Annotated in this window: 14 protein-coding genes; 3 read left to right on the top strand and 11 right to left on the bottom strand. The window is 33.6% G+C overall.

Annotated elements, in window-relative coordinates; genetic code table 11:
* Positions 1 to 17 precede the first annotated feature (17 nt).
* Positions 18 to 1,010: a tRNA dihydrouridine synthase DusB gene (gene dusB, locus LNQ81_RS04140; RefSeq protein ID WP_229944912.1), complete on the top strand. Its 993-nt coding sequence runs from the start codon at positions 18 to 20 to the stop codon at positions 1,008 to 1,010.
* A 335-nt stretch (positions 1,011 to 1,345) separates the two neighbouring features.
* Here dusB and LNQ81_RS04145 read toward each other — a convergent pair whose 3' ends face one another.
* From LNQ81_RS04145 to LNQ81_RS04165, 5 genes are all read right to left on the bottom strand, one after another.
* On the bottom strand, positions 1,346 to 1,933 hold the full coding sequence (locus tag LNQ81_RS04145) for a type 1 glutamine amidotransferase family protein (protein ID WP_229944913.1): 588 nt from the start codon (positions 1,931 to 1,933) through the stop codon (positions 1,346 to 1,348).
* Positions 1,934 to 2,044: 111 nt separating this feature from the next.
* Complete coding sequence (locus LNQ81_RS04150) at positions 2,045 to 2,878, bottom strand: mechanosensitive ion channel family protein (RefSeq protein WP_229944914.1); 834 nt, start codon at positions 2,876 to 2,878, stop codon at positions 2,045 to 2,047.
* A 16-nt stretch (positions 2,879 to 2,894) separates the two neighbouring features.
* A complete protein-coding gene (locus tag LNQ81_RS04155; RefSeq protein ID WP_229944915.1) occupies positions 2,895 to 4,094 on the bottom strand; it encodes a C1 family peptidase in 1,200 nt (399 codons plus the stop codon).
* Positions 4,095 to 4,606: 512 nt separating this feature from the next.
* A complete protein-coding gene (locus tag LNQ81_RS04160; RefSeq protein ID WP_229944916.1) occupies positions 4,607 to 5,419 on the bottom strand; it encodes a hypothetical protein in 813 nt (270 codons plus the stop codon).
* 391 nt (positions 5,420 to 5,810) lie between these two features.
* Positions 5,811 to 7,712 (bottom strand): S9 family peptidase, encoded by a 1,902-nt coding sequence (locus LNQ81_RS04165; RefSeq protein ID WP_229944917.1) that lies wholly within the window; start codon positions 7,710 to 7,712, stop codon positions 5,811 to 5,813.
* A 300-nt stretch (positions 7,713 to 8,012) separates the two neighbouring features.
* Here LNQ81_RS04165 and LNQ81_RS04170 point away from each other — a divergent pair, with 300 nt between their 5' ends.
* Together LNQ81_RS04170 and LNQ81_RS04175 are read left to right on the top strand one after the other, a co-directional pair.
* Entirely contained in the window at positions 8,013 to 9,257 is a 1,245-nt protein-coding gene (locus tag LNQ81_RS04170; RefSeq protein ID WP_229944918.1) for a dicarboxylate/amino acid:cation symporter, read from the top strand.
* A 20-nt stretch (positions 9,258 to 9,277) separates the two neighbouring features.
* The gene (locus LNQ81_RS04175; RefSeq protein ID WP_229944919.1) at positions 9,278 to 9,982 is read left to right on the top strand and encodes a DedA family protein; all 705 of its coding nucleotides are present in this window, start codon (positions 9,278 to 9,280) and stop codon (positions 9,980 to 9,982) included.
* A gap of 369 nt (positions 9,983 to 10,351) precedes the next feature.
* Here the strand turns inward: LNQ81_RS04175 and LNQ81_RS04180 are convergent, their stop codons facing one another.
* The 6 genes from LNQ81_RS04180 to LNQ81_RS04205 form a co-directional block, all read right to left on the bottom strand.
* Positions 10,352 to 10,693: a 2Fe-2S iron-sulfur cluster-binding family protein gene (locus LNQ81_RS04180; protein ID WP_229944920.1), complete on the bottom strand. Its 342-nt coding sequence runs from the start codon at positions 10,691 to 10,693 to the stop codon at positions 10,352 to 10,354.
* 1 nt (position 10,694) lies between these two features.
* A complete protein-coding gene (locus LNQ81_RS04185; protein WP_229944921.1) occupies positions 10,695 to 11,747 on the bottom strand; it encodes an NAD(P)/FAD-dependent oxidoreductase in 1,053 nt (350 codons plus the stop codon).
* Between the two features lie 122 nt (positions 11,748 to 11,869).
* Positions 11,870 to 12,109, bottom strand: a complete 240-nt coding sequence (locus LNQ81_RS04190) for a NifU family protein (protein WP_229944922.1) — start codon at positions 12,107 to 12,109, stop codon at positions 11,870 to 11,872.
* Positions 12,110 to 12,128: 19 nt separating this feature from the next.
* Entirely contained in the window at positions 12,129 to 13,259 is a 1,131-nt protein-coding gene (locus LNQ81_RS04195; protein WP_229944923.1) for an Mrp/NBP35 family ATP-binding protein, read from the bottom strand.
* Positions 13,260 to 13,376: 117 nt separating this feature from the next.
* Entirely contained in the window at positions 13,377 to 14,672 is a 1,296-nt protein-coding gene (locus LNQ81_RS04200; RefSeq protein ID WP_229944924.1) for a TolC family protein, read from the bottom strand.
* Positions 14,665 to 17,091, bottom strand: coding sequence for an ABC transporter permease (locus tag LNQ81_RS04205; RefSeq protein ID WP_229944925.1), 2,427 nt, complete (start codon positions 17,089 to 17,091; stop codon positions 14,665 to 14,667). The genes LNQ81_RS04200 and LNQ81_RS04205 overlap by 8 nt, the downstream gene beginning before the upstream one ends.
* Positions 17,092 to 17,105 lie beyond the last annotated feature (14 nt).

Genomic DNA, 17,105 nt, shown 5'->3' on the forward strand with positions numbered 1-17,105 from the left:
AAATTTCCAGAACGAATATGATTAAAATAGGCAATATAGAACTTCCTGATCATCCATTACTTTTAGCTCCGATGGAGGATGTGAGTGATCCACCGTTTCGCCGTTTGTGTAAAGCACATGGTGCAGACTTGATGTATTCTGAATTTATCTCTTCTGAGGGACTAATTAGAGATGCTATGAAGAGTAAAATGAAACTAGACATTTTCGACTATGAGCGCCCTGTTGGTATTCAGATATTCGGAGGTGATGAAGATGCTATGGCAGAGTCTGCAAGAATCGTAGAAACTGTACAGCCAGATCTAGTAGATATTAACTTCGGATGTCCTGTTAAGAAAGTTGTTTCTAAAGGTGCAGGTGCGGGAGTACTTAAAGATATTGATTTAATGATTCGCTTGACTAAAGCTGTAGTTACTAGTACTCACTTACCCGTGACTGTAAAGACACGTCTTGGTTGGGATGACGAGTCTATTAATATTGACGAAGTAGCAGAACGCCTACAAGATGTTGGCGTACAAGCTTTGACTGTACATGCACGTACTAGAGCACAGATGTATAAAGGTCACTCAGACTGGACACATATTGAACGAATCAAAAACAATCCACGCATACACATTCCGATTTTTGGTAACGGAGATATAGATAACCCACAGAAAGCTCTAGAATATAAAGAGACTTTCGGATTAGATGGAATGATGATAGGACGTGCAGCTATCGGATATCCTTGGATTTTTAACGAGATTAAACACTTCTTTAATACTGGTGAGATTTTACCCCCTCCTACTATTAAAGATAGACTAGATGCTGCCAAAAACCACTTAATTTGGTCTATGGAATGGAAAGGAGAGCGATTAGGTATCGTAGAAATGAGACGACACTATACAAATTACTTTAAGGGAATTCGCGGTTTTAAACCACATCGTTTACAACTAGTTACTACTGATGATCCAATAGAATTATTGGCACTATTTGATAGAATAGCGGAAGAATATAAAGACTACGTGATAGAATAACTCAACCTTCTTTCACATCACTTATCATCAAAAATTCCACCTCCTAGGTGGAATTTTTTTATGATAAGACTTTTATCCTACTACTATAAAACTTTAACTTATAAACATAGTAAGTCTCTTTATATTCTCCATTATTTAAACCTAAATAAATGATAGACCTATAAGCAAAAAGTAATTATAAAAACAGCTCTAAATTAGCAATGCAATCATACTACAATATGGTTTTAGAACTAATGAAAGAGCTATGAAGTAGAATTGCTTTGTAGTATTTGGTTAATGCTGATTCTAGGTTAAATATATAATGACTTAACAGAGCTACTATTTAGAGAGTGTTATTAGACAATTGGAAAAACTCCATTTTTAAACAACTGATACCATCTCTCTATATAATCGGAATTAAACTCTAATTCTTTCATAATCTGAGTAGCAAATTCTAAAGGTGCTATACCCGAGGCTGTAATAATATTAGCATCTGACACAGCTAGTTCATCAGTATAATACAGTTCTCCTTGATACGTAGTGACTAATGCTTTCAGATAAAACAATGCATTACTTGTATGTTTTATTTGGTCTAGCATCCCTCTATGCCCTAAATAAACCGTTGCCCCGCAGATAGCCGCTATAGGTAACTTATGTGTATACACACCATAGATAATTCGATCTAAATTTTTAAAATCATGCTTATTGTCTTCCCACATTTGTCCACCTGGGATAATAAACAATCTCATCTTCTCCATATCTAACTCTTCTAGGCTGATGTCTACACTCACCTTTAACCCTCCTTTAGATACAACATCAGCTCCCGTATCTGAGACTGTTAATAAGACATATCTACGATCCTCTCTTAACTCAGGCATAAGATACCCAAGCTCCCAATCCGAATATCCATCAAATAAATAAACATAAATATAATTTGCTTTCATCTTGTTCTTTTTAACAAATATAGATCAATATCATATCAATAAATACGAAACAACAGCTACAAATTATAGCAAAAAAAACTCCTTTCAAATTGAAAGGAGTTTCTTAACTTATTAATCTCTAATATGTTTATCATTGATAACATGTACATCTCGCTGTGGAAAAGGAATCTCTATATTAGCATCATCTAAAGCATTTTTCACTATTTGTTGAATCACAAAAACTGTATCCCAATAATTAGCTTTATCCATCCATACACGTACATTTAAGTTTACAGAGCTATCCGCTAAGTTATTTACAAAGATGATAGGCTTAGGATCTTGCTTCACCTCTTTATGTTTAGCTAATGCTTCTTGAATAACATTCTGAGCTGTTTTAATATTTGCATCATACGAAATACCCACTACGAAATCATATCTACGAGAAGTAATATCGCTATAATTCGTAATCACTGAGTTGGCTAATGGTCCATTAGGACAATAGATCTTTAACCCTGTAGCACCTGTAATAGTAGTATACAATAAGTCTATTTTCTCAACAGTTCCCTCTACACCTCCTGTATTAGAAATATACTCTCCAACTTTAAAAGGTTTAAACAACAAGATTAATACCCCTCCTGCGAAATTAGATAAACTCCCTTGAAGAGCTAAGCCTATAGCTAAACCAGCAGAAGCAAATATCGTCAAGAATGAAGTCGTCTCAATCCCCATAGTAGAGGCTGCTGTCACTAACAACAACACATATAATGAAGCCTGAATAATACTTAGCAAGAAGCCTCTAAGAGACTTCTCCATATTCTTCTTCTCAAAACGGTGACGTAATCCTTTTAAAAATGATTTAATAATAAAACCTCCGATTACTAATATCAGTACACCTACCCCTATCTTAGGTAAGGCTCCCATCATATTTGTAATCATCACATCTAATCCAACAGTAAATTTTTCCATAGCAACTTTTTTTCTTTTATAATTTTAATTTCTTCGCAATACTTTTTGGAATACCATCTTTATGGATCATGATATCAGTTGTTTTGTACTTCACATACTCTTTACTCATATACATATATCCCTTATAGTCATTCGTAGTTCCCCAAGAGTTCTTAATGATATAATACTCACGTCCTTTCTGATCTTTAGAAATACCTACAATATGCATTCCGTGATCATCAGTAGTTGTATAATTATCAAAAGCTTCTTGACGCATCTCAGGAGTGACTTTACGTTCAGGTTTAGGCCCGTTAAACATGTCATCTTTCTCTTCTGTAGTCATATCCTCCCAATCTTTTTCTGGTACAAAAGCCACACCATTCTTCCAGCTAAAATATTTCTCACTCACATCACCAGCCCATGCTACAGAAAATCCATTGCTAACAGCATTGTCGATAATATCGGTTAACTCATTCATCTGCACATTATAAACTTGATCAAAAGCCCAATTATCAGGTACTAATAATACGAATTTCTCATACATAGGGTAGTTTAAATCAGAGCCAATCTCTACATATTCATCAGCATTAATACCTACTACTTCCTTAGCAAAACTCTGTGGTGTATATTTTTTACCTTCCCATGTAAACTCTTTAGGAGCTTCACCTAGATAAGCATCTATCGCTGCGGTATAAGCTTTCTCCCAGTTAGGAGTTAATTTTTTATTTGGATTAGATACGATAGCTTTAAGAATTCCCTCTTGAACAGCAGCCATTTCACCAAACTTATTAGTTGTAGTTCCATAGTTTAAACCTGAATATACTGATTGAGGTACAGCTCCATATTTCTTATACATATTCATTACATCGTGAAATGCTCCTCCGTCACCTAAAGTAACAGCTCCATGCATCTTTACATACATTTTACCTTTCTCAATATAAGCATTACGCGCCGAAAATATTTGAGAGATCTCCACAGGACGTTTCCCCATTCTCATCATTTCTGACTCTAAAAATGAATTAGCAGAATAAGACCAACATGTTCCCGAAGAACCTTGATTTTTAATTGAAGTATTCTCGATGTTCACAACATCATTGAATGTAAATAACTCTTTACTTTTAGCACTCGCGTTTAGCTTTAAAGAGTTGACTAAATTATCCTGAGCAAAAGTGCTTACAGAATATCCGGCTGACAGCATTAAGGCTAATACCCATGCTTTTAATTGGTTTTTATACATATTGTTAGATTGTTAGAATCGTAAAGATAAAAAAAGGGATTAAAAACAGCCTTATCTTCCATCACAAAACTACATTTCTTTAGTATATCTGTAGAAAATCTCTTTATTAACTATTTTATTCTCAAACTCCACTATACTCTCACTCACCATTTACTCATCATAGTTACACCATATTATTACACCATATTATTACACTATATTATTACACTATACTAGATTTAACAACGATAGTGGTGATAGCAATATACTCCCTATATGCTCGGGTAGTGATAGGCTATTTTTAGTACTTTTAAGCCGACCAAATGCCCATCACTAGCCGAGCACAAGCCGACCACCCCTAAAAAAGTGGTAAAAAAAACCTATATACATTCTCTTAATAGCCTATACAAGAAAAGAAAATGTCACTTTTATAAACTAAAAAAGGTTACTCCCCATGATAGGAAATAACCTTTTTTAAAAATATATCTTGAATGTTATTTTTAACACTTTTTAAGTGATACTTATATACTCCTTTACTTTACGTAACTATAAGATGTCACAACCTCAAAGTCATAAGACTCCCATTGATTAACATATACTCCATTGACATAATTAGGTATTGACATTTGTCTAGTTCCAGTAAGAACAGCTTTTGTAGGATAATTACTCTCGTCATAAGCGTAAACTATCTTAATATTATCTAACACTATTCCCTCTTTATTAGTATAAGTATAAGTAATAGGATTATTACGAGGCAATAATTCTTTAGCTAACTTTAATTCAGCTGGCACAGTAGGGTTAGCTAAGTTTAATTCAATTCCATCTAATAAATCAATGATACCAGCAGCTCTTAATGTATGAAATCCAAAGAAAGGTTTATCGTCATACGATATTTTCATTGTGATTTCTTCCATATCTCTATTATATACAAGTATCTCAGATGGATTTTTGTGATTGTCGTACTTTAATACTTTACCTACTTTGTAGGCTGAATTCTGATATACTAACAAATCTTTTATAAGAATCATCTCTTTAGGACTACTTATCTTCTCTAATTTATTCTTGCTATCCTGTGTCAAATTCCCTTTACTGTTTTCATAAACAGTACCTTCCTCATCCAAATCTGTATATTCTATAGTTGTTAACTTCCCTTCCTCTGTATAATACAAATCAAACTTTTTCTCTAATTCTCTTTTCCCTTCTTCAAAAAGAACTACGTCAATGTTTTTAATGTTTTTAATAACAACAACAGGATCCGTTGCAATAATATTTCCATTATCATCTGAACTACATGATACCCCAACAAACGCAAGTGCCGCTAAAGCACTAAATACAATCTTTTTCATAGTAATTTATTTTTTGACAAAATTAACATAAATATCATACTACTACATTCTAAATACATTATTAAACAAAAACACCTCTATCATTCAATAACTTATACAAAACACATAACTACCACCCTACTTATGTAAAAAAACAAACATTTCATTCTAGTTATAATCAGAATAGTATTGCCAAAAAAAAGCAGTGTATCCTATAGTAAGGATACACTGCTCATTATATTAATTTTACCCAGATTCCGCGATAGACATATAAACGAAAAGTAATTATACAAAATAGCTCTGAATTAGTTAGTAAAGCATACTGTAGTATGATTTAAGAGCTAATGCAAGAGATATGAAGTAGAATTGCTTTGTAGTATTTGGTTAATGCGTAATCTGGATTAAGTATTAACTAAAGTGTTTCTTTCAACCAACGGAAGAATTCACCTTGCCAGACTTGTGCGTTTTGTGGTCTTACTACCCAGTGATTTTCATCCGGTAAATATAAGAATCTACTTTTCACACCTCTTAATTGAGCAGCTTGAAAAGCTTCTTGTCCTTGTCCAATAGGCACACGGTAGTCTTTACCACCTTGGATAATTAAGATAGGTGTATTCCACTTATCCACATTATTAATAGGGTTAAAGTTAGTAATAGCATTTTGGGCATCTTTATTATCTTTTTCCCAGTATGCTCCACCTGTATCAAAGTTAGGGAAGAATACCTCTTCTGTAGTACCATACATACTTACTAAATCAAATACTCCACAGTGTGAAATAAATGATTTGAAACGGTTCTCATGGATACCTGCTAAGTAGAATACTGAATATCCTCCATAACTAGCTCCTACAGCTCCTAATCTATCTCTATCTACATACTTCTCTTTCGCTACATCATCGATAGCTGCTAAGTAGTCTTGCATTGGCTTACCTGCCCAATCTTTAGAAATTGCTTCATTCCACTCTACTCCATGTCCTGGCATTCCTCTACGGTTAGGAGCTACTATAATGTACCCCTCTGCAGCCATTAACTGAAAGTTCCAACGGAAAGAATAGAATTGAGACAATGCTGATTGTGGTCCTCCTTGTGCATATAATAACGTTGGATATTTTTTGTTTGGATCAAAGTTAGGTGGATATACTACCCAAGTAACCATGTCTTTACCATCTACAGTCTTCACGATTCTCTTCTCACTCTTGCTCAATGCAATCTTAGAATAAGCTTCATTATTCACTTTAGTCACTTGATTCCAAGTCTTCTTAGCCATATTATAAGCATATACCTCAGAAGCATGGTTAAAATCCGTACGCGTCACTAGAGCAACATCTCCAGTAATATCAACAATGCTATTCACATCAAAATTACCATCAGTAATTTGTCTAACAGTGATAGCTATTCTAGTCCTTCCTGGGAAGTTAACCTCAAATAACTGCACAGTACCACCTACTGCTGCTATGAAGTAAATCTTTTTGCCATCTTTACTCCACTTATAGCTATCCACAGTACCATCCCATCCTGCAGTAAGATTCATCTTAATGCCATGATAGTCTACAATAATATCATTTTTATCAGCTTCATAACCATCGCGTTTCATTTGCAACCAAGTAAGGTGTCCTTCAGGAGAGTAAGTAGGATGAGTATCATATCCTTTATTTTCTTCTGTTAAGTTCTTAGTTTGTTTAGTCGCTAAGTCGTATAAATATAAATCCGTATTAGTACTTATAGCATACTCAGTACCAAACTTCTTTTTAGAAACATAAATAATTCCTTTGCCATCAGGAGTCCAAGTATAATCTTCATCTCCCCCAAAAGGTTTCTGAGGTGCATCATAAGGCTCGTTACCTAAGATGTCTACCTTCGCATCTTTATTATCCGTAGGAGCATATAATACATGGTTATGTGTACCATCGTTCCATGTGTCCCAATGTCTATAGTCTAAACCATCATACACATAAGCATCCGATTTTTCCATAGTAGGATAAATATCCTTTCCAAGTATTTTATTGATTTTCACTGCCTCATGTGATAAAATCATCTTCCCATCTGGAGAAACATTTTTATCACTTAGTAAGTGTTTATAATCAGTTATTTCAACAGGTGTACCACCACTTACAGGAATTTGATAAGTCTTAGAATCAAACTTATCCTCAGTCATGTTAGCATGGCTAACTTTGTAGATTAAGTTTTTTCCGTCTTTAGTAACACCTACAGGGCTTACTCTACCTAATTTCCAAAGAAGCTCTTTAGTCATCACTTCTTGAGAAAAAGCGGATAAACTTGCTAAGCTTAAAGCAAATAAGAATATTTTTTTCATTGTTAGGGTTTTATAAAAGCGTAAAAATAGGCTTTTCTTTTGATTTGGGCTGAAAGATAAGTAATTCTATTATTCTAAAGACATTATATTGCATAAAGGACAATATAATATCCATCTTAATAAATTATCTCACCTTAAGAGACCTCATATTAAAAATCACTTCCATTATTACCAATAAAAACACCAAAAGAGTATTATAAAAATAATTCTCAAAACTATACTCATATAATTGCGTTATTTTTTTTTAATTCTACTGTATTTGAAAAAAAAATGGGTATTTTCACGCACAAATTTGATTACATGAAAAACAACAAACTTTTTATAGCAATTATCATTGCCCTTGTGCTAGGTGTTGTATTTGGAAGTATCTATCATTATGCTTTCCCTGAATATATCCCAGCATTTGCAGAAAACATCAAGTTATTAGGAACTATCTTCATCCGTTTAGTTCAGATGATTATTGCTCCATTAGTATTTTGTACTTTGGTAGTAGGTATTGCCAAAATGGGAGATATGAGTATGGTTGGCCGAGTAGGAGCTAAGGCAATGGGATGGTTTGTTACTGCGTCTTTAGTTTCGCTAACTATTGGGCTAGTCTTAGTTAACTGGTTTAAACCAGGTGTAGGTGCTAATTTTGATTTAAACAATGTTTCTGGAGCAAGTGATTTACTAACTAAAACGGATTCTTTAAGTTTACAATCATTCGTAGAACACTTAATTCCTAAAAGTATATTCGAAGCTTTTGCTCATAATGAAATTCTACAAATAGTAGTGTTCTCTGTATTTTTTGGAATAGCTCTTTCTACCTTAGGTAAAAAAGGAAAGTCTGTAATCAAACTATTTGATAAAATATCAGAAGTAGTTCTTAAGATGGTGACTTACATCATGTGGACTGCTCCATTAGGAGTATTAGGAGCTATCGCAAGTGCTGTAGCACTTTATGGACTATCTATCTTCCTAACATATGGAAAATATCTAATCGCCTTTGCTTCTGGATTAGCTATATTATGGGCTATTCTAATTTTAGTCGGATATCTAATCATAGGAAAAGATGTTTGGAGATTGCTAAAAGCGATTAAAGAACCTCTATTAATTGCCTTCTCGACAACAAGTAGCGAAGCTGTATTCCCTAAGTTAGTAGAGCAATTAAAAGCTTATGGTTGTTCTCCAAAAATTGTTTCATTTACCTTACCTTTGGGATACTCTTTTAATTTAGATGGAAGTATGATGTATCTTACATTTGCCTCTATTTTTATTGCACAGATATACGATGTACACATGAGTTTAGCTGACCAAATACTGATGCTATTAGTACTTATGGTTACCAGTAAAGGTGTAGCTGGAGTTCCACGTGCATCATTAATTGTTATTGTTGCTACTTGTGCTATGTTTAACATTCCTCCTGAAGGGATTGCGTTTATCTTACCTATAGATCACTTCTGTGATATGGGAAGAAGTATGACAAACGTATTAGGTAACGCATTATCAACTGCTGCAATTGATAAATTTGAAACAAAAAACGAACAAACTAAACAATTAAGTTAGGTTACAGAATATAAAACATAATGGACGAATTCACAATATCACAACTTATCAACCCTGAATTCTATATCAATTTACAGATAGCAGGACACTCAATAGGAATATATGTAGTTTTATTTATTGTATTTGCAGAAACAGGTCTATTCGCAGGTTTTTTCTTACCAGGAGATAGCTTACTATTCTTATCTGGTATTTACAGTACTGCACTAATGGCTGAAGTATTTCCTATAGAAAGTGACTTCGGTAACGTAGCTTTATTATCTACTCTTGTAGCATTAGCAGGTATTCTAGGAAATAGTTTTGGATATTGGTTTGGTAGGAAAAGTGGAAATTATCTCTATAACGTAAAAGACAACTTTATCTATAAGAAAAAATATCTTTATGAATCTAAAGTTTTCTTCGAGAGACATGGAGGTAGAGCAATTATCTTTGCGCGTTTTTTACCTGTAGTTAGAACATTTGCTCCTATTATAGCAGGAATTGTACATATGGACATAAAGAAGTTTATGTTGTATAATGTAATTAGTTCTTTCTTATGGGCGACTACTTTAATCTTTGCTGGTCACTATTTACAAGTTTGGTTATTGAATGATTATGGTATTGATCTAAAACACTATATTGAATATATCATTCTTTTCTTAGTATTAGTCACTACTCTTCCTATCGTAATGAAACTTATCAAAAGTAAAGGAGGAAAACAAGAAGCTGAAAATATAGACGAAGCTTAGTCTAAGCATTATCTCATATATAAAGGATTGTCTTAATTAAGGCAATCCTTTTTTGTTATCTATATATCCGTTTGCTAGTAATAACAGGGCATATTCAAAAGTTGAAGACTAAGCAATTTATTTGAGTCAAGAGTGAATCAAGAATTCTTCAGTAAAAAGGATTTATAGTAGAACAATGTAGTGGTAATGTTGAACAAGTATTGAAGTGGTTGCTATAAAAGATAACATTTCGGAACCAACATCAAAACTTCCTAAGATCTCTTTTATCAGCTTTACTAAAGTATGTACACTTGTACCTCACATACAGAAAAAAAAGGCTTGTATCTCTTAATACAAGCCTTTTTCTATAATGATTATTAATCTAACACTTTATCCAATCGGAGCGATTTCGAATACTAATCCCTCTGCTTTCTCATCTGCAGGTATCTGACAGCTAAGTCTGCTAGTAGGTTTAACATTACGAGCATCTGAAGCCAACAGGGCGTCCTCTTCATCACCCATCTCAGGTAGTTCAACTTCGTCTCCATTTATCACATAGCATTGGCACGAAGCACACATTAACATCCCTCCACATATTCCAAAAGTTCCTTCCTCTACTAATTCATAAGCGCGAACAACTTCCATCATATTCATTCCCATATTAGTGGGAGCATCTATTTCGTGAGTTTGTCCTTCGCGATCAATAATGGTTATTTTAATATCTTCAGCCATATTAGTCAATTGATTTAACTACTGCCTTTTCAGCTTCCTTACGTGTACCATCAAATCCATTAATACCAGAAACAGTAGTATATTTAAGTACAAATTTCTTACCTGGATTAAGCATATTATAAACGCTTTGACACATTAAAGTCGCTTCATGGAATCCACATAAGATTAATTTTAATTTACCAGGGTAAATGTTAACGTCACCAATAGCATAAATACCAGGTATATTCGTTTGATAATCTAGTGCATTATTTACCTTAATTGCATTCTTCTCGATTTCTAATCCCCAATCTGCAATAGGCCCTAATTTTGGAGTTAATCCAAACAATGGAATAAAATAATCACAAGCTATTTCACGCTTTTCTCCATCAATATCGACTACTACAGCCTCTAATTTATCAGTCCCTTTTAATTCAACTATCTCACCAGGAGTTAGCATATTAATTTTTCCTTGATCCTTTAGTACTTGTACTTTCTCAACTGAATCTAGAGCACCACGGAATTCATTACGTCTATGAACTAAGTTCACTTCAGCAGCTACGTCAGCTAAAAAGATACTCCAATCTAGAGCAGAGTCACCTCCACCTGCAATGACAATCTTTTTACCTGCGAACATTTCAGGTTTCTTCACGAAGTACTCTACCCCTTTTTCTTCATAAAATGCAAGATTAGCAAGCTCAGGTTTACGTGGTTCAAAAGACCCCAATCCACCTGCAATTGCCACTGCTTTACCATGATGTTTTGTCCCCTTATTAGTAGTAACAATAAAAGTACCATCTTCTAGCTTTTCTACAGTTTCCGCAACCTCATTTAATGTAAAGCCAGGTTGAAATTGCTTGATTTGTTCCATAAGATTATCAATCAACTCTGCTGCCCCTACACTAGGATATCCAGGGATATCAAAAATAGGTTTTTTAGGATACAATTCTGTAAGTTGACCTCCAGGTTGTGGAAGTCCATCTATTAGATGACATTTTAGTTTTAATAATCCTGCTTCGAATACAGCGAACAGACCCGTAGGGCCCGCTCCAATAATTATTATATCGGTCTCAACCATGATGTAGTTTAATTTAGTGCAAAGATCCACTTTGCGATTTTTATTAAAAATGATAAAAGTCAACTATATGTAATAAGTTCCATAGAAACCTTCAATTACACATATAGTTGACTATGTTATTTTTATCCCACATTAACTACAGATTCAATTTCTGGAGCATACTTTTTAATTGTTGTTTCTACTCCAGCACTTAGCGTCATTTGGTTTACGCTACACGAAGTACAAGCTCCTTCTAAACGAACTTGAACATGCTTACCGTCAACGATATCAATTAAGGTAATATCTCCTCCATCTGATTGTAAAAACGGACGAATCTCGTCTAACGCTTTTTCAACATTCTCTTTTATAGTTTGTGATGCCATATTTTTTTTATAATTAGTATTATTTTTTTACAACTGATGAACATCCAGCCATTGTTGTAATTTTAATAGCCTCTGTAGCTGGTAATGACTCATTACGCAGTACAACTTGCTCAACTACATTTCTACTTAAATCTTCGAATACTTTTGAAATAATCGAATCATTCTGTAAAGCTGCAGGGCGACCATAATCACCTGCTTCACGAATACTTTGTACAATAGGTACCTCACCTAAGAAAGGAACATCCAAATCTGCTGCTAGATTCTTAGCTCCATTCTCTCCAAAGATATAATACTTGTTATTTGGTAATTCTTCTGGTGTGAAATATGCCATATTCTCAACAATACCTAAGACAGGTACGTTAATACTCTCTGACATAAACATAGATACTCCTTTCTTAGCATCAGCAAGTGCTACTGCCTGTGGTGTAGATACCACTACAGCTCCAGTAATAGGTAGAGACTGCATAATAGATAAGTGAATATCCCCTGTACCAGGAGGTAAATCTAAAAGTAAAAAGTCTAATTCACCCCAATCAGCATCAAAAATCATCTGATTCAATGCCTTAGCTGCCATCGGTCCTCTCCATATAATAGCTTGATCCCCTTTAGTAAAGAATCCAATAGAAAGAATCTCGACTCCATAAGAAGAAACAGGCTTCATCTTAGAACGTCCATCTACTTCTACAGAAATAGGTTTTGCTCCTTCGACATCAAACATAATAGGCATCGATGGTCCATAGATATCTGCATCTAGTATACCAACTTTAAAGCCCATATTAGCAAGACTCGCTGCAAGGTTAGCTGTTATTGTAGACTTTCCTACTCCACCCTTCCCTGATGAGATAGCTACTATATTTTTAATACCTGGTATAGCTTTTCCTTTTATCTCAGGTTTTTCAGGAGCTTCAACTTTTATATTTACTTTTACTTTTGCTTTGTCATACACTTGATCGTGAATCACTTTCATCACGTCAACTTCTGCTCTTTTCTTTATGTGTAAAGCTGGAGTGCTTAATACTAAGTCCACTACTACCTCGTCTCCGAAAGTCATTACATTACTTACAGCTCCACTCTCTACCATATTTTTCCCTTCACCAGCTAGAGTAATCGTCTCTAATGCTTTAAGGATTTCTTTTCTATCTAATTTCATTATATGCGATTAGTTTTCAACAATTTAATATAAATTCTGACTAACGCAAATATAGTAGGAATATTTGAAATTATAATGTTAATATATTCTAAATACAAATACCTCAATACACAGATTCTATAATGAATTTGTATTATAAAGCCTTAATTTATTTTTCATAAAAGATCGATTGTATTCGTTTTTTATAATTGCAAATTGGGAATTTAGCAATTGGTTTTTTGCTGAATTAAAAGAAAATATATCCACTTGTCCATTCTCATATTTCGCTTGTGTTGTACCAAATGATTTCTCAGACATTTCAATACTTTTATGCAGCTGTTTTGCAATACTTTCAAGTTGTTTTATTTCTTCTTCTAGTTCATTAACTTGATTTGCTAGATTAACTTCACTTTCCTTTATTTTCAAGGTATTTAAGCGCAATTCTTCATTCTTCACACGCAACTGTCTTCGTACATTCCCCCCTTGAAAAACAGGTATACTTAGACCAAAACTAACATACTGACTTTTGTTATCGCCCATCTGTTTTGAAAACGAATTTGTACGTAATTCGATATCACTATTAAATGGTTTAGAATAGAAAGACCCGTACTGATAATTACCTACTAGTCGAGGTAAATTTTTAGACATAATAAGTTTTTTCTCCTGTTCTAAAAGTTGCTGTTTTAATCGGTTTTTTTCCAATACAGGATTGAATTCATAAACTGTCGATTGTGCAATAGATTCCTCCGTTTGTACCACACTAAAGCTTTCTACATCTAATCCGTCATGGTTCAGCAAATGAAGCAATCTCAGCTTTTGATTATATAGTGTATTTTCAGTTTGTTTAATACTTATAGTCTCATTGTGATAAATAAATTCAATATCATAAAAATCACTTTTAGGCTTAGCGCCAGCGTCAACTTCTTTTTGTACACGTTCAAGATTAGCTTTACTATTAATTAACTGTTGTTCTTGAATTCCTAAAAAAGATTGTGAACCAATTATTTCATAGAATATCTCTAATATTGCAGTTTGATATTGAAACAGCACTTCAGCCTCATCTAATTTTGCATAATCTATATTTAATAATTCTTTTTTATGCTGAATAAAATTACCATAATCAAACAATGTTATAGCAGCATCTAAAGAGGCTCTTGTAGATTGCATATTAGAACTCACACGACTATTCGTATTAGGATCTATGGCAGAACCGAAATTGTAACTCTGATTGCCATTGAATGTTACGTCTGGCAAGTAATAAGACGCTACACTCTGCTTTTGCTGTTCGATTACTTTTGCTTGTAAGGCTGAAACCATCAGTTTTAAACTATTCTCTTTACCGTAATCCACACAGTCTTGTAATGTCCATTTTTGTTGTGAAAAACAAACTATGCTGAACAATAAACTCCATAATAAACACCAACTCTTACTCATACTTTATATATTTTAAAACATCAATACGTGTCGCTTTCCAAGCCTTAAACACAACTAATACCAACGAAAACATAGTTAGTAATCCCCATGATATGACAAAAGGTTGCCAACTCAATTCTATCCTGTAGGCAAAGCCTTCTAACCATACCCTTAATAAATACACCACTGGGTATACTGATATCATAAATCCAAAAATACAATAGATAAAGTACTTCTTGGTCAACTGATAAATTAGGCCACCTACCTCAGCACCAAGCACCTTGCGAATAGCTATTTCTTTTAATCTATTCTCAATACTAAATGCTACGATAGCAATTAATCCGAAAAGAGCAATAAACACCGATATAACAGTAAGAATCATAAACAAAGTACGCTGATACAGTGTACTCTCATAACTTTTAGCGAAGTCGTGATTCGCAAAACTATATTTTATAGGGTAAGTATTATCTACTCGGTTCTTCCAGAAATCTTCTATTCTATTTAAAGTGGTTTGTGTTTCTTCTGTATCAATCTTTACGGATATAGTACTTAGGATTAGATGAAACCACTCTGCTGCATTGGCCAAAAAATAAGTACACGGAGCGACCTGTGTAGAAAATCCTTGTGTATTCATATCCTTAACAACGCCAATAATAGTAAAGATCCTATTATTCCACTTTACTTCTCTACCAAGTGCATTGTCTCCTAAATTAAAAATACGTACAAAAGATTCATTAACTAATATATTAGTCGCACCATCATTCTTTAAGTTCGGATCAAAAAAACGTCCTGTTTTTAGCGTAATATCAAATGTCTCTTTAAAATCTTCATCTATAATTATATTACCACTTTGTGCACTAACATCACCTATATAGTTAGTAGAATTGCTATAATAACCTCCTCCAAAATTAACTGAATGAGCAGTAACAGATTTCACTCCTTTTACCTTCTTAAAATCAGAGACGAATTTCTTAAAGTAAACATCTTTATCATCAACATTATCTACTTTATAGTTTATATTAACTACTTGATCTCCTTTAAAACCTAAGTCTTGATTTAGCAAATATTCAACTTGCCTATTCACTATTATGGTTACTGTCAAAAAGAAGAAAGCTATGAAAAACTGTACAACTAAAAGTGTATTGCGGATAACAACACCCGACTTACTTCTCATATAATTTCCTTTGAGAACTTTCAGCGTCTCAAAAGAAGAAATAAACAGTGCTGGCACTACACCTGCTACAATAATAAGAATAATGAATACACTTATTAACAAGGGAATAAACTCAATAATCTTAAATACAACTGTTCTATTAATCAATAAATTAAAATAAGGCAATACTAATTCAACCATCGCCGTTGCTAATACCAAACTTACCCCTATCGTTATCGCCGTCTCAAAAATATTCTGATAAACTAATTGTCTCCTAGAACTTCCTAATGTCTTGCGTACCCCTACTTCTTTAGCACGTCTAAAACCATATACTAAAGATAAGTTGACTGTATTCAGTATAGTCAATAACACTAATAAAACAGAAGCACCTACTAATATATACAGCATCTTACCTGCTAAAGCCCCTGCACCTAAGACAGATGATTGAGGGTTTAAATGAACATCTTTAAGTAGATAGAAATAAAACATATCCCCTTTAAACTCTTTTTTAATCAGTTCATCGATTGTTATTCCTCCTGCTTTAGCACTTCTTTGCAGAAGTGGGTCATATAACATCCTTGCTATTCGATCCCTTACATCCGCTAATACAATACCTTCTTTTAGTTTTATCAGTAAGTTATAATTAGCATCACCCCAATTATTCTCTTTATTATTAGCTATCCATTCTTCCGTTTCATAAGAAACAACTCCCTTAGGATATAGTGATGAATTACCAGGTATTTTATATACAAAACGGATAGAGAGCACTAGTCCTTCACTAACTGTAATGCTCTTACCTATAGGATTTACTCCTTTACCAAACAATCTTTCTGATTGGGTTAAATCAATAGCAATAGCATCTTGCCAATGTTTTTGATAATCTGCACTACTACCATAAATCTCTTCATAAGGAAAGAACTCAAAGAATGAAGCCTGTACTCCTTTCACATCATACAAGTAATCTTTCCTTCCATCAATCTCAATACTTCTTTCCTCCCAATTATTATAACTAAAATTATATGCCTCAATTATATCACTTAATTGATCTAACTGATTAGCAAAAGGAGCAGATAACCATGGCATTGGTTCATCATTAAAATTTCGATAAACCTCATACACTCTATCTTTATATGGATTCCACTGATCATAGCTTTTCTCGTGCTTCCAATATAGCATAGCTAATATCAAAGCAGTTATCCCTAAAGATAATCCCAAGATATTTAAAATGGAAAAGAACTTACTTTTTAAAAAGCTCTTTAAATATAACTTAAACCAATTATTAATCATTAGAATCCATATTA

Source organism: Myroides oncorhynchi, assembly GCF_020905415.1.
In the GTDB taxonomy this organism is placed as follows: Bacteria; Bacteroidota; Bacteroidia; order Flavobacteriales; family Flavobacteriaceae; genus Flavobacterium; species Flavobacterium oncorhynchi_A.

Coding starts and splice junctions, on each gene's coding strand:
- dusB (WP_229944912.1), top strand. CDS start 18: ATGATTAAAATAGGCAATATAGAACTTCCTGATCATCCATTACTTTTA.
- LNQ81_RS04145 (WP_229944913.1), bottom strand. CDS start 1,933: ATGAAAGCAAATTATATTTATGTTTATTTATTTGATGGATATTCGGAT.
- LNQ81_RS04150 (WP_229944914.1), bottom strand. CDS start 2,878: ATGGAAAAATTTACTGTTGGATTAGATGTGATGATTACAAATATGATG.
- LNQ81_RS04155 (WP_229944915.1), bottom strand. CDS start 4,094: ATGTATAAAAACCAATTAAAAGCATGGGTATTAGCCTTAATGCTGTCA.
- LNQ81_RS04160 (WP_229944916.1), bottom strand. CDS start 5,419: ATGAAAAAGATTGTATTTAGTGCTTTAGCGGCACTTGCGTTTGTTGGG.
- LNQ81_RS04165 (WP_229944917.1), bottom strand. CDS start 7,712: ATGAAAAAAATATTCTTATTTGCTTTAAGCTTAGCAAGTTTATCCGCT.
- LNQ81_RS04170 (WP_229944918.1), top strand. CDS start 8,013: ATGAAAAACAACAAACTTTTTATAGCAATTATCATTGCCCTTGTGCTA.
- LNQ81_RS04175 (WP_229944919.1), top strand. CDS start 9,278: ATGGACGAATTCACAATATCACAACTTATCAACCCTGAATTCTATATC.
- LNQ81_RS04180 (WP_229944920.1), bottom strand. CDS start 10,693: ATGGCTGAAGATATTAAAATAACCATTATTGATCGCGAAGGACAAACT.
- LNQ81_RS04185 (WP_229944921.1), bottom strand. CDS start 11,747: ATGGTTGAGACCGATATAATAATTATTGGAGCGGGCCCTACGGGTCTG.
- LNQ81_RS04190 (WP_229944922.1), bottom strand. CDS start 12,109: ATGGCATCACAAACTATAAAAGAGAATGTTGAAAAAGCGTTAGACGAG.
- LNQ81_RS04195 (WP_229944923.1), bottom strand. CDS start 13,259: ATGAAATTAGATAGAAAAGAAATCCTTAAAGCATTAGAGACGATTACT.
- LNQ81_RS04200 (WP_229944924.1), bottom strand. CDS start 14,672: ATGAGTAAGAGTTGGTGTTTATTATGGAGTTTATTGTTCAGCATAGTT.
- LNQ81_RS04205 (WP_229944925.1), bottom strand. CDS start 17,091: ATGATTAATAATTGGTTTAAGTTATATTTAAAGAGCTTTTTAAAAAGT.